The organism is Vibrio sp. JC009 (assembly GCF_029016485.1).
Lineage (GTDB): Bacteria > Pseudomonadota > Gammaproteobacteria > Enterobacterales > Vibrionaceae > Vibrio.
The window spans coordinates 1,944,798-1,959,416 of record NZ_CP092106.1 but is presented as its reverse complement, the minus strand read 5'-3'; the positions used below and the strand labels follow the sequence as shown (position 1 = coordinate 1,959,416).

General features: G+C 48.0%; 13 protein-coding genes. 5 read left to right on the top strand and 8 right to left on the bottom strand.

The window, feature by feature from the left end; genetic code table 11:
• Positions 1 to 70: 70 nt before the first annotated feature.
• Complete coding sequence (locus L3Q72_RS08745; protein ID WP_275129564.1) at positions 71 to 2,944, top strand: ABC transporter substrate binding protein; 2,874 nt, start codon at positions 71 to 73, stop codon at positions 2,942 to 2,944.
• Positions 2,945 to 2,959: 15 nt separating this feature from the next.
• Here L3Q72_RS08745 and L3Q72_RS08740 read toward each other — a convergent pair whose 3' ends face one another.
• The 6 genes from L3Q72_RS08740 to pspF form a co-directional block, all read right to left on the bottom strand.
• The gene (locus tag L3Q72_RS08740; protein ID WP_275129563.1) at positions 2,960 to 3,751 is read right to left on the bottom strand and encodes an ATP-binding cassette domain-containing protein; all 792 of its coding nucleotides are present in this window, start codon (positions 3,749 to 3,751) and stop codon (positions 2,960 to 2,962) included.
• Positions 3,748 to 4,743 carry an oligopeptide/dipeptide ABC transporter ATP-binding protein gene (locus L3Q72_RS08735; protein ID WP_275129562.1) on the bottom strand — a complete coding sequence of 332 codons (996 nt, stop codon included), beginning with the start codon at positions 4,741 to 4,743 and terminating at the stop codon, positions 3,748 to 3,750. Before L3Q72_RS08735 ends, L3Q72_RS08740 begins: the two co-directional genes overlap by 4 nt.
• Complete coding sequence (locus tag L3Q72_RS08730; RefSeq protein ID WP_275129561.1) at positions 4,743 to 5,630, bottom strand: ABC transporter permease subunit; 888 nt, start codon at positions 5,628 to 5,630, stop codon at positions 4,743 to 4,745. Before L3Q72_RS08730 ends, L3Q72_RS08735 begins: the two co-directional genes overlap by 1 nt.
• On the bottom strand, positions 5,617 to 6,573 hold the full coding sequence (locus L3Q72_RS08725; RefSeq protein ID WP_275129560.1) for an ABC transporter permease subunit: 957 nt from the start codon (positions 6,571 to 6,573) through the stop codon (positions 5,617 to 5,619). The genes L3Q72_RS08730 and L3Q72_RS08725 overlap by 14 nt, the downstream gene beginning before the upstream one ends.
• A complete protein-coding gene (gene sapA, locus L3Q72_RS08720; protein ID WP_275129559.1) occupies positions 6,573 to 8,192 on the bottom strand; it encodes an ABC transporter substrate-binding protein SapA in 1,620 nt (539 codons plus the stop codon). Before sapA ends, L3Q72_RS08725 begins: the two co-directional genes overlap by 1 nt.
• Before the next feature lie 119 nt (positions 8,193 to 8,311).
• Positions 8,312 to 9,307: a phage shock protein operon transcriptional activator gene (gene pspF, locus L3Q72_RS08715; protein ID WP_275129558.1), complete on the bottom strand. Its 996-nt coding sequence runs from the start codon at positions 9,305 to 9,307 to the stop codon at positions 8,312 to 8,314.
• A gap of 194 nt (positions 9,308 to 9,501) precedes the next feature.
• Here pspF and pspA point away from each other — a divergent pair, with 194 nt between their 5' ends.
• The 4 genes from pspA to L3Q72_RS08695 all read left to right on the top strand — a co-directional run bounded on the left by pspA (position 9,502) and on the right by L3Q72_RS08695 (position 11,687).
• Positions 9,502 to 10,170, top strand: a complete 669-nt coding sequence (gene pspA / locus L3Q72_RS08710) for a phage shock protein PspA (protein ID WP_275129557.1) — start codon at positions 9,502 to 9,504, stop codon at positions 10,168 to 10,170.
• 12 nt (positions 10,171 to 10,182) lie between these two features.
• Positions 10,183 to 10,419 (top strand): envelope stress response membrane protein PspB, encoded by a 237-nt coding sequence (pspB, locus tag L3Q72_RS08705; protein ID WP_275129556.1) that lies wholly within the window; start codon positions 10,183 to 10,185, stop codon positions 10,417 to 10,419.
• Positions 10,409 to 10,795 (top strand): envelope stress response membrane protein PspC, encoded by a 387-nt coding sequence (pspC, locus tag L3Q72_RS08700; protein WP_275129555.1) that lies wholly within the window; start codon positions 10,409 to 10,411, stop codon positions 10,793 to 10,795. The genes pspB and pspC overlap by 11 nt, the downstream gene beginning before the upstream one ends.
• A gap of 286 nt (positions 10,796 to 11,081) precedes the next feature.
• Positions 11,082 to 11,687, top strand: coding sequence for a DNA-3-methyladenine glycosylase I (locus L3Q72_RS08695; RefSeq protein ID WP_275129554.1), 606 nt, complete (start codon positions 11,082 to 11,084; stop codon positions 11,685 to 11,687).
• Positions 11,688 to 11,725: 38 nt separating this feature from the next.
• Here the strand turns inward: L3Q72_RS08695 and L3Q72_RS08690 are convergent, their stop codons facing one another.
• Both L3Q72_RS08690 and L3Q72_RS08685 read right to left on the bottom strand, forming a co-directional pair.
• On the bottom strand, positions 11,726 to 13,108 hold the full coding sequence (locus L3Q72_RS08690; protein ID WP_275129553.1) for a sodium-dependent transporter: 1,383 nt from the start codon (positions 13,106 to 13,108) through the stop codon (positions 11,726 to 11,728).
• Positions 13,109 to 13,380: 272 nt separating this feature from the next.
• Positions 13,381 to 14,571 carry a cystathionine beta-lyase gene (locus tag L3Q72_RS08685; RefSeq protein ID WP_275129552.1) on the bottom strand — a complete coding sequence of 397 codons (1,191 nt, stop codon included), beginning with the start codon at positions 14,569 to 14,571 and terminating at the stop codon, positions 13,381 to 13,383.
• Positions 14,572 to 14,619: the final 48 nt, after the last annotated feature.

Sequence of the window (14,619 nt, the reverse complement as noted above, 5' to 3'; positions counted from 1 at the left end):
TAGTTGATTGCAAAATTATTAATAAGCACTTATCTTATTAATGATCTATCGCATTTAGGTGTAGGATATTATGAAGCAGAAGCAACAGTGTCTGATAGCCGTGTTAGTCATGACGCTGTGGCTGATAGCTCCTGCCTATGCTGCTACCGGGAAAGGAAACAGCGAGCCCCGGATATTGCTGCTTTACTCCTACCATCCTACTTTCCCTACTTCCGGAAAAATTATCGAGGGGTTCAGGCAAGGGCTGGGTGATCTTCAGGTAATTATCGAAGTTGAGTATATGGACACCAAAAGGCACTACGATGATGCCTATTTGGATCTTTTCCACCGTTCTCTGCGTTATAAATTGCAGCACCGTGACCCGATAGATTTGGTAGTGACGGCAGATGACAATGCACTGAATTTTATGCTTAAGCATGGCGAGGCGTTATTTCCTCAAACGCCGGTTGTTTTTCTCGGAGTTAATAATAAAGAACTGGCCATGCAGATGGACTCAAATCCTGATGTGACCGGGGTGGTTGAAGCGGTTTCCATAGAGGAAACCATTGCACTGGTAAGATCATTCAGGCCTGGAACCGATACGCTACATATTATTGTCGACGGAACCATCTCCGGGCGTTCAGATCTGCGCTCTGCACTCGCATTAAAGAGAAAGTTTCCTGAGCTTCAGTTTAAAGTTATCGACCTTGCTGGCTTAAGTTGGGCTGTATTTACCGAGCACATTCAGGCTATTCCTTCCAAAGATGCGATCTTACTGCTTTCTGCTTTTCGTGACCTGCTTGAGGAAAGCCTCTCTTTTGAAGACTCGCTTGAGCTTATTAGTATGTCTGCTCAGGCACCGGTTTATCACCCCTTTGAACATGGCCTGGGCGATGGGGCACTGGGTGGCATTGTTATCAGTCATTATGAGCAGGCCCGTCAGGCGGCGCTGATGGCTACTCAGATTCTTACTGGTACTGAGGTTAAAGATATTCCTGTTCTGGATAAAAGCCCGAACCTTCCTATTTTTGATAAAAGGCTTCTGGATAAATTTGATATTCCGCTGGACCGGCTACCGCGTAAATCTCAGATTAGGTACAACCAACCTACGCTCTTTGAAATTTACTGGGTGGAAACCTTAGTTGTGGTGGCCATTATTGGTCTCTTGCTCTCTATTATTGCCATTCTGGCGAATCAGAACCGGCTGCGTAAGGCTCTGACTTATTCTTTGAGGGAAAGTGAGTTTAAGCTAAGGACCATACTGGACAATGTGGATGCTTATATCTATATGAAAGATGCCAAAGGGCAGTACCTGTTTGCTAATCAGAGGCTTCGGGCATTTCTTGGTCTTTCTTTAAAGGAGATCATTTCAAAAAATGATAATGAGCTGTTCGACCCGGATACAGCAGGAAAAATCATTCATGCGGATCGGAAAGTGCTCTCCAGTGGTGAGCTGTACCGGCAGGAAGAGAATTTTCATCTGGCTGAAACGGGAATGGATCAGGATATTCTTACCACGAAAATTCCTTTGATTGATGAGCATGGTGATATTTATGCTATCTGTGGTATCTCTCTGGATATCTCGGAGCAGAAAGCTTATGAATTAAAACTTGAGAACATAGCGCACTACGATCAGCTTACCGGGTTGCCAAACCGGGTGCTTTTCTATGATCGTCTGCAACAGGCGATGAGAAGTTGTGTCAGAAAGGGAACTCAGCTTTCCGTGCTCTATTTCGATCTGGATGGATTTAAAGAGGTAAACGATAACTACAGCCACGCCTTTGGGGATGAGCTGTTAAAAGTCATTACTGAGCGAACTCAGCATGTCATCAGAGAAAGTGATACTGTCGCCCGTCTTGGTGGCGATGAGTTTATTGTGTTATTGGTAGAGTCCAGCTCCCCTCTTAATGATGTTGAGATTTCACAGCGGATCCTGCAGCGGATTTCTGAGCCCGTTGAATTCGAAGGAACCGTTGTTTCGGTGACCGCAAGTATAGGTATCACCCGTTATCCTCAGGAGATACAGCTTGAGGCTGACCATCTGCTGAGGCAGGCTGACCAGGCAATGTATATCGCCAAGAATGATGGCCGGAACCGTTATCACTTTTACAGTGCGGATCTGGAAGATAAAGCTGAGCGCAAACAAGAGCTGATAAATGAAGTATCAGACGGGTTAGGTAAAGAGGAGTTTGTTCTTTTCTTCCAGCCTAAGGTTGACCTGACAAATGGTGAATTAATAGGAGCGGAAGCCCTGATAAGGTGGCAGCACCCGGAAAAGGGCTTGCTTGCGCCCGGTGCCTTCCTTCCGGATATCGAGCATCATAAGGTGATGTATCAGCTTGATGAGTGGGTAATAAGCGAAGCGCTGAATCAGTTGCAGAAGTGGCAGGAGTCTGGCTTTGAAATACCTGTGAGTGTCAATGTCAGCCATCTTTTCTTCAAGCAGGATAATCCGGCGCAGGTGCTAAGGGAAATCCTGAAAAACTACCCGGATGTCTGTTCGTCACTGCTTGAGATTGAAATCGTAGAAACCCAGGCTCTGGACAACCTTAAAGAGGTGGCGTCCATTATGCGCAACTGCCAGCGTCTGCCGGTGCATTTTGCGCTGGATGATTTCGGGACAGGGTATTCCTCCCTGACTTACCTGAAACAGTTGCCTATCGACGTGCTAAAGGTCGATAAAAGCTTTGTGATTGACATGCTCGAGGATGAAGAGGATCGCACCATACTTGAAGGTATTCTGGCGCTTTGTAATGCCTTCAATATTATGGCGATTGCAGAAGGGATGGAAACCATAGAGCAGGGCGTGCAACTGAAGAAAATGGGTTACCGGTATGTGCAGGGCTACGGGGTTGCTAAACCAATGCCTGCCGGTGAACTGCCAAAATGGCATAAAGAGTGGAAAGTACCCGATCAGTGGTTAAATGAAAGCGGGTACATTTCAGATATGTATCTGTCTTTGTGATTCAGGCTGTGCCTGTTAACACTTTTTATGGTTCGGAGCGGTATAGAAATGGCTCTCTACCAGACGCTGGGTAATGTTGTGTTTAGGGCAGTTAAGAACTTTATCTGTATCGCCGTACTCAACCACTTCACCTTCATGCATCACCATCACCTTGTCGGTGATATGTTTTATCAGCCCGATATGCTGGGAAACGTAGACAAAGGAAACCCCCATCTCTTCCTGCAGTTCAAGAAACAGGTTGATGACCTGAGAGCGCATCGCCATATCCAGCCCGTTTAACGCTTCATCTGCCACAATAATCGATGGCTGAAGGACCAAGGCCCTGGCCAGGCATACACGCTGTTTCTGGCCTGCTGCCAGCATCTGTGGATAGAAATAGGCGTGTTCAGGTAACAGGCCAACTCTGGACAAAGTCTCCTTCACACGCGCCATTCTGGCTTCAGGTGGCATATTGGTATTTCGCTTTAGCGGACCTTCCAGAATTCTGCCAATCTGAATACGCGGGTTCAGAGAGGTATTCGGGTCGCGGAAAATCATCCGGATAAGCTTACAGCGTGTCGAGTAATCTTTGTGTTCAAGCTTCTCACCGTTTACGCGGATCTCACCGCTGCTTGGCTCAACAACGCCGGCAAGCATTTTCGCTATGGTCGATTTTCCGGAACCATTCTGTCCGATAAGCCCAATGGTCTGTCCTGCATCCAGAGAAAAACTTACTGGCTTCACTGCCTGCTGAACTTTTTTGCCGAAAAAGCCTGAACGAGTGATGAAGCTTTTAGACAGATCTTCAACTTCTAACAGCGCACTCATGAACGTTTCTCCGTGTTAAGAGGGAAGTGACAGGCAAACTTATGGCCTTTGATTTTCTGGCTGTACGGATACTCCACGCACTGCCTCTGTGCATAAGGACAGCGAGGTCCTAACCGGCAGCCGATTGGCAGGTGCTGAAGCGGCGGGATAGCGCCAGGAAGAGACTGCAGTTTCTGCTTGTGCGGGATCCAGTCAGCAAAGTTTGGCATGGCCTTTATCAGCGCCAGCGTATAAGGATGCTTGGGGCTGTTAAGGATCTGCTCGGTTGAAGCAGACTCAACCGACTGGCCGCAGTACATAACGGTAATGCGTTTTGCCCACTGAGTAATGGTGGTCAGGTCGTGTCCGATCAGCAAAATTGTGGTGTTGTTAACCTGATTCATCCGGCTTAGCAGACGGAGAATCTGGGACTGGGTAATCGGGTCCAGGTCATTGGTTGGCTCATCTGCGATCAGAATACGCGGTTTGGCGGCAATCGCCATGGCGATCATCACCTTCTGGCATTCACCTTCAGTAAGCTCGTAGGGATAACTTCCCATTATCCGCTTATGGTCTTTAATCCCCACTTTGTGCAGCAAGGCAATAGCCTGCTTTTTACGCCACTTAATGCGCTCCCACCATCTGCCTTCAAATGAGCCCGACGGGATAGACTCGGCTAACTGACGGCCTACTAATTCTGAGGGGTCAAGACAGGTTTGCGGCTCCTGGAATATCATAGCGATATCCCTGGCAATCACTTTTCGCCTCTCTTTTGGCGACAGTTGCAGCAGGTCCACATCACCAAGGCGCATTCTGTCCGCGGTGATTTTCCAGTTGTCTTTGCAGATGCCGACAATCGCTTTTGCCACAAGGCTTTTTCCTGAGCCCGATTCGCCTACCAGCCCGCGGATATCGCCTTCAGAAATAGTCAGGCTCATTCGGTCCACCGCTTTTACCAGGCCGTGTGGCGTTTCGATTTCGATGGTCAGATGCCTGATATCAAGTAATGGCATTATTCCACCCCCGCATTTAACGCTTGTCTTACACCGTCACCAACAAGGTTAACCACTATGATGGTAAACATAATGACCAGACCCGGCAGGGTAACAGTCCATGGCGCCAGATAAATCAGTTCCACTGAATCGCCCAGTACCGCTCCCCACTCAGTACTTGGTGCCTGAGCGCCAAGGCCAAGGAAGCCAAGTGCCGTAATATCTAAAATGGCAACCGTCAGAGCCATGGTGACTTCGGCGGCAATCACAGGAAGAATGTTCGGGAAGATGGAGTTCCACAGCAGGTAGAAATCGTTGGCACCATCAAGGCGGGCGGCCATGATATAGTCCTTTTCAACCTGCTCATGAACCGCTGTGTAAAGCGAGCGGATAAAGCGTGGCACCAGAGACAGACAGATTGCCAGCAGGATATTAAATTCACCAAAGCCGAGAAAGGCGACAAAAATAATCGCCAGCAGCAGGGAAGGGATGGACATTACGGTATCAAACAGGTGATTCAGGGTGCTTGAAAGTACGCCCTTTGTCATCCCCGCCAGAATACCTATCAGGCAACCCATGAGAGCCGCAACGATTGTGATTGCGATACTTGCACCAAAGGTCAGCTGCGAACCGACAATCAGTCGTGACAGAATATCCCGGCCAAGGTCGTCGGTTCCGAGGAAATACTCTACGCTGCCTTCCGGATTCCAGGATGGCGGGATCAGAAGATGACCTGTCTGCAACTGAGGGTCGTGAGGTGCTACCCATGGTGAAACAAGAGTGATAAGAATAATACCCAGCAGACACCAGAGGCCAAACATCGCCAGGCTGTTGTTTCTGTAACTGCGCCAGAAACGTTCAAACTGGGTAGGAATATGCTCTTCCTGATAAACACTATTGCTTAGCATACCATTCCTTCCTTACCAGTGGATTCGCCATGGTTCCGATCAGATCTGACAGAATATTGGCTGTCAGGACAAAAGTGGCAACAACCATCACGCCGGCCTGAATCGAGGTGTAGTCTTGATTGGACAGGGCATCCAGCAGCCAGCGACCAATGCCCGGCCAGTTAAATATGGATTCTGTGATAATGGCAAAGGTAAACATGCTGGATAACTGCACGCCAAACTTTGGAATAATTGGCGGCAGGGCGTTTCTCAGAACATGCTCCAGAACGATTTCGTACTTGGACAAGCCCTTGATTCGCGCAATCCGGATATAGTTCTGGCCCATAATGTCAGATACGGAGGCTCTCATCAGGCGGGTGATCTGTGTTGTCGGCCCAAGCGCCAGCACAAGGCAAGGCAGGATAATATGCTCCAGCACGCTTTCCAGCGCTTCGGCTTTATGAGGCTTATCCGACAGCATGGCATCGATAATGGCAAAGCCGGTGACATGGTCAATTTCATACAGCAGATTGTAGCGTCCGGAAACCGGCAGCAGTTCAAGGTGCAGCGAGAAGAACATGATCATCAGCAGTGCCATCCAGAACAGAGGCGCTGAATAACCCGCCATGGAAATAAATGAAATGATATTATCGGCCAGCTTGCCCTGCCGCATACCGGCGATAGTCCCCAGCGGGATACCAATCAGCAGGGAGAAGGTGAAGGCGATAATGCAGAGCTCCAGTGTGGCCGGGAATACGACAACCAGCTCTTCGATGACAGGAATCCCGTTGTTATTGATGCCAAAGTCCAGTTGGAGAATCTGCTCAATATAAGCAGCCCAGCCAGCCATAAAGCCAATTTCAGGAAGATTCAGGTTCAGTCTTAATATGCTGTAGCCCACCATGGTTAATATGGTGAGCGTAATAACAAACAGGTACAGGCGTCTTATGGTGTAACGTAACATTATTGGCGCCTCTCTACCTGATAGAAGGATTGCGAACTAAACGGAGTGATATCAAATCCGGTTAATGAGCGGTGGTGGGCCTGAAACTGCACACCGTGCGCAAGAGGAATAACCGGAACCTCTTCGTTCATTATGTTTTGCGCCTCTTTGTATAAGTTGATTCTGTGACGCATCTGATTGGTCTCTTTCGCCAGATCGAGAAGGAAATCAAAATCAGGGTTACACCACATGGAAACGTTCAGGCCGACCTGCTCTGCGTCGCAGGAAAGCAGAGGCCGCAGGAAGTTATCCGGATCGCCGGTGCTGGCAATCCAGCCGGTGAGAATCAAATCGATATTAGCTACTTTGCTTAGTTCGCTGCGGTTAAAGCGGTCGCTTGTCAGCAGCTCAAGCTTTACGCCGATATCGGCAAAGCTTGCCTGAATCAGTTCTGCGGTTTTTCTTGGACTCGGGTTATACGGCTGAGGTTCCAGCGGAACCCACATGGATAACTCCAGACCGGAAGCAAAGCCGGACTCCCTTAGCAGGGCAACGGCATAGTTTCTGTCGTATCTTAAACGGACTGTGTCTTTCTCATAAGCCCAGGATGACGGCGGAAGCAGAGAATAGGCCTGATAACCGGTGCCGTAATAAACTGAATCGAGGATATTTCTCCGGTTTATGGCAAGGCTCAGCGCTTTACGGACTCTGTGGTCATTCAGAGCCGGGTGCTCAGTATTGATGGCGACAAAGGCCACGTTCATGGCATCATTCGCTTCCAGAACCAGTTCGTCGTGCTGCTTGATAATCGGGATCTGACTTGAAAGTGGCGAGGTCAGTACATCGCACTCCTTTCGCAGCAGTTTTGCCAGCGGGCCTGTTCCCCGGGCAGAGATATCAAACACGATCTGCTCCATTTCAGGCGTGCCGCGCCAGTATTGGTTATGCCGTTTTAATCTGACCAGATCGCCGACCTGATATTCGCCAAGATAAAAAGGCCCGGTTCCAATCGGGAACATATCAATATTTTGTTCTTCACCGCTTATTTGCAGCCTTGTGGCGTACTCTTTTGAGAGGATTACCGCATAGGAGGTGGCGATATTTGATAAAAAGGTATTGTCAGCCTGTGCCAGAACAAACTTAACTGTGTGCGGGTTTATCGCTTCAACTTCTTGTATCAGATCGGAAAAACCGATCCCGCTAAACCAGGGATAGGTTGAGTTGCCAACCTGATGGAAGGGGTTGGAGTTGTCAATGATACGCTTAAAGCTGAAAACAACATCGGATGCGTCCAGTGCCCTGGTTGGCGTGAACCAGTCGGTTTTCTGAAACTGTACGTTTTCACGAAGGTAAAATGTGTATTCAGTGCCATCTTCATTGGCAGACCAGCTATGTGCAAGGTTAGCCACCGGCTCATGGGTAACTGGATCGAGTTTTAGCAAGGAGTCGAATAACTGCTGACTCAGTACTTCTGAGGTAATTCCGCTATCAACCAACTGGGGATTAAATGATGAGGGGGCAGTCTGACCACAAAATACGAAACCGCGCTCTCTGACCTGCGAATCGTCGAATTTTTTTCCGCATCCGGCAAGCAGGCTAATCATGCTTATTGAAAAAATTGCTTTTGCTATTGCTTTCATAGAAAGATTTATCTTAATAAAAAGAGGCTAAGCACATCGTCCAATAACCTCATGATCCGGTTAATTTAACACTTTTGCCTTTTGAGACCAAACATATAGCCCTACATTGGCTGAGTTTTTTATTTTTCTGTCTGTTGTCCGACCAAATTGTATTTCCTGAGCATTCCCCGCATCTGGTGGTAACTCAGGCCAAGCATTTTTGCAGCTGCTTTCTGATTATGTCTGGCTTCGGTTAATACGGAATTAAGAAGCTCAATATCCAGTGTTTCCTGCCACTCTTTATAGTCTAGCGGAAAGGAGAAACTTCTCTTGGTAATGGTTTCTTTTTCTTGCTCTTTTTCCTGCCAGTCTGCAACAAACGGGTTCAGGGTCAGCTCCTGTATCGGTAACTCTGAATTACCGCTTTGATAAACCGCCCGCTCAATCACGTTTTTTAACTCCCGCACATTGCCTGGCCACTGGTAGTCGTTCATCTGTTGTCTGGCCTTCTCACCAAATCCGCTGAAAAACGGAATGGAAAGTTCCCGGCACATTTTTATGGCAAAGTTTTCCGCAAGAAGCGGAATATCTTCCTGTCTTTGTCTCAGAGGGGGGAGGTGAATGACATCGAAAGCCAGCCGGTCAAGCAGGTCGGGGCGGAACTTATCCTGTGTTGCCAGATCCTGAATATCAGCGTTGGTGGCACAAATCAGGCGTACATTGGCATTTAGCGTGCGGTTACCGCCCACACGTTCGTATTCACCATATTCGATGACGCGCAGAAGCTTTTCCTGAACAGATAGCGGCGCGGTGGCAAGTTCATCCAGAAACAGCGTACCGTTTTCTGCCCGTTCAAAACGCCCCTGATGCTTACCCTTTGAGCCGGTAAAGGAGCCGGATTCATGGCCGAAGAGCTCTGAATCGATTAACCCTTCACTTAAGGTGGAGCAGTTAAGGGAGATAAGTGGCTGATCCCACCGCTTTGACAGGTAATGAAGGCGCTGCGCTATCAGCTCTTTACCTGTCCCCCGTTCACCCAGAATGAGCACAGGTCTTTCAATGGGTGCCAGTCTGGAAACCTTATCCAATACGGCGAGAAATTGAGGGGATTCACCAATCAGTGTCTGCTGTTTCATGTTTTGTGATTCCATATAGGTAAAATTTACCACCTGGTGGTATTTTTTATCATAGCACCCTTTGTGAAAAACGTCCTCTTTCTGTAACCTGTTGAAAATTAAAGAGTGAAAGGTTGGCACGTATCTTGGTTATCTATTGGTAACAGACTGGCAGACAGTCACAGACTACAGATAGGTACGCAAAGGAGTAAATTATGGGTATTTTCTCTCGTTTCGCTGATATCGTGAACTCAAATATCAGTTCACTGTTAGATAAAGCAGAAGATCCTGAAAAAATGATTCGTCTGATTATTCAGGAGATGGAAGACACACTGGTGGAAGTAAGAACCAATTCAGCTAAGGCTATTGCGGATAAGAAAGAGCTTGCCCGCAGAGTGGATGCTGTTGAAGTTCAGATTCTGGAATGGCAGCAGAAGGCGTCTCTGGCTCTGGCTAAAGAGCGTGAAGATCTGGCCCGTGCCGCATTAATCGAAAGGCAGAAGCTTCAGGATATTGTTAAAGGGCTTCATACCGAGCAGACTCTGGTTGAAGAAACCATTGATAAACTGACCGGTGAAATTGGTAAACTGGAAGCGAAAATCAATGAGACCCGCGCGAAACAACAAGCGCTGGTGATTCGCAGAGAAGCGGCCGGCAGCCGTCGTGATGTTCAGAGATCACTTCATACCAGCCGTACTGACGAGGCAATGTCCAAGTTTGATCAGTATGAAAGAAGAATCGATGAACTTGAAGCCGAAGCAGACAGCTATGCGCTTTCAGGACAGGGTAAGTCTTTAGACCAGGAATTTGCAGAATTGCAGGCTCAGGATGAGATTGAGCAGGAACTGGCTAAAATGAAAGAGCAGATGAATAAAGATAAATAACAGGAGTGAATTATGACAGCAGCCATTATTACAGGTCCATTGGTTGTATTTCTGATCTTCGTGGCACCTCTGTGGTTGTTTCTTCACTACCGGAGCAAGAAGACGTCGGATACCGGGCTATCTTCAGAGGAGTATGAAAAGCTGGAGACTTTGTCTGCTAAGGCAGAGTCTCTGCAGATGAGAGTTCGTACTCTGGAAAAGATTCTGGATTCAGAGTCGCCTAACTGGAGGCGTGACTATGAGCGATAGACAGTTATTCCGCGATACGGTAAACGGCAAGCTGACCGGAGTGTGCGCGGGTATCGCCGGATTCTTCGGCTTAGAGATCTGGCTGGTGCGGATACTGGTTGTATCGGCCGCGCTGCTCGGCGGGAGTTTCCTGGTTATTCTTGCCTATGTGGCATTAACACTGATGCTGGAGAAGCAACCCTACGATCAGCGCGATTTTCAGTCGCCAAGAGATTACAAGCTGAAAAGTAAAGCATGGCAGGCCGGACAGTCGCCGTCGGGCTTGCTGGATAAGCTGGATTTTGAGCTCGGTGATGTTGAGAGCAGAGTGAAGGATATGGAAGCCTATGTCACTTCAGAGGCTTTTAAAGTGAATCGCGAGTTTAAGAACTTATAGTGAGAGGCTTTTATTTAAGTTTAAGGGGCAAAGAACTGCTCCTCCCCTTAACCCTGAAAGGTAGGATTTGCGAAGAAGTTCCATCGAAGGGGAGGCTGGGAGGGGTTGTTGCGTCTAGGATTAACTTATTGATTAAGCTAATATATCACCAACCCCCTCTAACTCCCCCTTTTCTCGGCTGTCATGAAAATACTCAGCTCTATCGCTCAAGGGGGAGAACCGTACTGCGGTCATTTTGATATTAGTGTTTAATGAGGGGCAACCAAGACTATTCGGAGAAAAAGCTATGTGTCAAAGATGCCCCTGGGTGGATTTAAGCAAACCGGACTATGTGAAATACCATGATGAAGAGTGGGGTGTACCGGTCACGGATGATAAAACCATGTTTGAGTTTTTAGTGCTTGAATCCGCTCAGGCCGGACTGAGCTGGTATACCATCCTTAAGCGCAGAGGCGGATATCAGAAGGCATTTGCAGATTATGATGTTGTGAAAGTTTCTGAGTTTACCGATGACGATGTGGAACGTCTGATGCAGGATGCCTCCATAATCCGAAACCGAGCGAAGATCTCCGCAACCATAAATAACGCCAAGCGCTTTATCGAAATCCAGAAGGAGTTTGGTAGCTTCTGTCGCTATATCTGGTCGTTTGTGGGTTACAAGGTGAAAGTCAGTCACTTTGACAATCTGGAAGATTATCCGGCAATGACACCAGAATCGGATGCACTGGCTAAGGATATGAAAAAGCGTGGCTTTAAGTTTGTTGGCTCAACCATTATGTACGCGCATATGCAGGCGACCGGGCTGGTCAATGACCATGTAAAAGGGTGTTCGCGAAGGGAAGAGGTGATGAAAATACCGCTTCCGGATTTTTCGGCTCACAATGAAAAGTAGTCAATAAGAAGGGCGCGAATATGCGCCCTTCTTAGCTCTTACCCGAATGAAGCCCAGATGACCGTAGCAACCAGAACCGGACAGACAAACTTAACGTATATCGGCCATAGCTTACCAAACCAGCCTTGCTGAAACTCAGGGTAGCCCTGCTCCAGCTCTTTAATTTTGGAGTGACGGTTCCAGACCCAGCCGCCGAACAGACAGAACATCAGTGCAGCGGTTGGTTGCAGGTATTGTGTCGCCACCGTCGCTACCAGACCAAACAGAGCGCCAAAGTTGTAGACAATCACCACGCTGAAGGCGGCAATCAGTCCGCCCAGTACCCATGAGGTTGGAGTTCGCTTTGTATTCATACGCTCGCTCACCAGAGCAACCGGACATTCCAGCATTGAGATTGATGAGGTCAGGGCAGCAATTGTCAGCAGAAGGAAAAACACCACAGCAAACAGCTGACCAAACAGTCCAAGGCTGTCGAACATCAGCGGAAGCACAGTAAATACCAAAGTATCTGAGCTAAGCAAAGAGCCGTCTTCGGCATAAATCTGAACACCTTTTTGCATTGCCACGAACATAGCCGGCATTACTACAAGACCTGCGATAAAGGCAACGGCGGTATCTACCAGAGTGACATTCATCGCCATTTTCGGCAGGTTCTCTTTCTTACTCAGGTAGGAGCCGTAAATCAGCATAGAGCAGCCGCCGATAGTCAGCGAGAAGAAGCCCTGGCCCATGGCGGCAAGGATCAGTTTTCTGTCCATTACTTTAGAAAAGTCGGGGATAAGGTAATGTTTTAACCCGTCCATTGCACCCTGCTGCATCATAATGTAGACAAACAGCAAACCAAACAGAACAAACAGCGCCGGCATCAGGCGTGTAGACCATTTCTCAATACCTTGTTTAACACCGCCCTGAACGATCAGGATAGTGAGCACATAAAAGACAATGGTGCCAAACAGGTTACGCTCTACGCTGAACCCTTTAAACCACGCGGTCGCGGCTTCAAGCCCCATCAGATCGGTAATCGCACCCAGCAAGAAACAGATAAGCCAGCCACCAACAATGCTGTAAAACGCCAGAACCGCACTCGGAACACTCAGGCCAATCCAGCCAACAAGACCGCCGATTTTCTTGCCCAACGGGTTGGCTGTCAGCGACTTCATACTGTCGACCGGGTTAGCCTGTCCATAACGACCGATAGCCATCTCCACCACAAGCATAGGGAAGGCGACGATCAGGATCATTACCAGATAAACCAGAAGAAAAGCACCACCGCCATTACTGGCCGCCTGGGTCGGAAATCCCCAGATATTACCAAGCCCCACCGCAGCCCCTGCTGCTGCAAGAATAAAACCTAAACGGGAACCGAAACTTTCACGGGATGGACCGGACTGGTCCAAAGAGACAACATCTACCTGACTCATTTATTTATACAACCATAACTGCGAACTAGTTTGCTAGTACAGTAATGTAAATGAACTATGTGAGCAAGCAATGCCAGGATAAAAGTTAGGTGAGGGGATGAAATGATAGTGAATTAGACTGTAATGATATGTGTACACTTAGCATTCGTCATTCCGGAAATTGCGAAGCTTTTATCCGGAATCTATCTTCAACGCGCTGTAGAGCCAGAGATAATTTGCGAGTCCACAACGCGCTTGAAGAAGATTCCCGTCTTCACGAGAATGACGAATTGTTAGCGATTTAAGGCTGCGTTGTAACGCTCAAAACCCGCTTCCAGATCAGCAATCAGATCGTCCGTATGCTCTAAACCAATATGAAGACGAATCAGAGTTCCGGAGAATTCAGGATCAGAAACCGTTCTGATGGATTTAATTGCTTCAGGCTCATGAGCAAGAATAAGGCTTTCAAACCCACCCCAAGAGTAACCCATGCTAAAGTGTTCCATCTCATCCAGCAGTGCGGTTGTTGCTTTTTCGTCAGATGTTTTTAATACAAAGGAGAAAAGGCCGTTAGCGCCGGTAAAGTCTCTTTTGTAGAACTCATGGCCCGGACAGGACTCAAAAGCCGGGTGACGGATATGATCCACTTCAGGGCGCTGTGCCAGCCAGTTCGCAACTCTAATACTGTTTTCTTCATGCTGACGTAGGCGTATATCCAGAGTTCTGATCCCGCGAAGACCAAGATAAGCATCATCTGGCGATACGCAGTAACCAAGCAGGTAGCTCTGTTCACGCAGGTGAGGCCAGTATTTTTCATTTGCCACTGCGGTGCCCAGCATAACGTCAGAATGACCAACGATATATTTGGTCGCTGCCTGAAGCGAGATATCCACGCCGTGGTCAAAAGGAGAGAAGTTAACGCCAGCGCCCCAGGTATTATCCAGTACAACGACGATGTCAGATTCGTGAGCGATGCTTGCCAGAGTCGGCACATCCTGCACTTCCATGGTAATTGACCCCGGAGACTCCAAAAACAGCAATGCGGTGTTTGGCTGAATCAAGTCACGAATTTCTTCGCCGATCATGGGATCAAAGTAAGTTGTCTCGATGCCCATTTTTTTCAGCATATTTTCACAGATGTTACGTGTCGGCTCGTAACAGTTGTCTACCATCAGGATATGGTCGCCGGTTTTAACAAAAGCGAGGATAGCAGCAGTGATAGCTGCGGTGCCGCAAGGATAAAGATAGCAACCCGCGCCACCCTCAATTTCTGTCATAGCATCCTGGAATGCAAAATGGGTAGTCGTGCCGCGTCGGCCGTAAACCAGCGCGTTATTGGCAATATTTGCCTGCGCTTTCTTTTTGTCTGCCACTGTGTCAAAAACAATGGTCGAGGCTCTTTGTACAGGAGGGTTCACCACTCCGTTGGTATACTTTTTCGCACGCCCTGATGTTACGAATTTAGTCTGTTTCTTCTCAGGCATTACACTTCCTTATCAACTTATTTTGTAAAAATAAAACAGAATATGAAG

Bases quoted from the DNA above. Each gene is read 5' to 3' on its own strand.
- pspF (WP_275129558.1), bottom strand. From the start codon at position 9,307: ATGAAACAGCAGACACTGATTGGTGAATCCCCTCAATTTCTCGCCGTA.
- pspB (WP_275129556.1), top strand. From the start codon at position 10,183: ATGACAGCAGCCATTATTACAGGTCCATTGGTTGTATTTCTGATCTTC.
- sapA (WP_275129559.1), bottom strand. From the start codon at position 8,192: ATGAAAGCAATAGCAAAAGCAATTTTTTCAATAAGCATGATTAGCCTG.
- L3Q72_RS08735 (WP_275129562.1), bottom strand. From the start codon at position 4,743: ATGCCATTACTTGATATCAGGCATCTGACCATCGAAATCGAAACGCCA.
- L3Q72_RS08695 (WP_275129554.1), top strand. From the start codon at position 11,082: ATGTGTCAAAGATGCCCCTGGGTGGATTTAAGCAAACCGGACTATGTG.
- L3Q72_RS08685 (WP_275129552.1), bottom strand. From the start codon at position 14,571: ATGCCTGAGAAGAAACAGACTAAATTCGTAACATCAGGGCGTGCGAAA.
- L3Q72_RS08730 (WP_275129561.1), bottom strand. From the start codon at position 5,630: ATGCTAAGCAATAGTGTTTATCAGGAAGAGCATATTCCTACCCAGTTT.
- L3Q72_RS08725 (WP_275129560.1), bottom strand. From the start codon at position 6,573: ATGTTACGTTACACCATAAGACGCCTGTACCTGTTTGTTATTACGCTC.
- pspA (WP_275129557.1), top strand. From the start codon at position 9,502: ATGGGTATTTTCTCTCGTTTCGCTGATATCGTGAACTCAAATATCAGT.
- L3Q72_RS08740 (WP_275129563.1), bottom strand. From the start codon at position 3,751: ATGAGTGCGCTGTTAGAAGTTGAAGATCTGTCTAAAAGCTTCATCACT.
- L3Q72_RS08745 (WP_275129564.1), top strand. From the start codon at position 71: ATGAAGCAGAAGCAACAGTGTCTGATAGCCGTGTTAGTCATGACGCTG.
- L3Q72_RS08690 (WP_275129553.1), bottom strand. From the start codon at position 13,108: ATGAGTCAGGTAGATGTTGTCTCTTTGGACCAGTCCGGTCCATCCCGT.
- pspC (WP_275129555.1), top strand. From the start codon at position 10,409: ATGAGCGATAGACAGTTATTCCGCGATACGGTAAACGGCAAGCTGACC.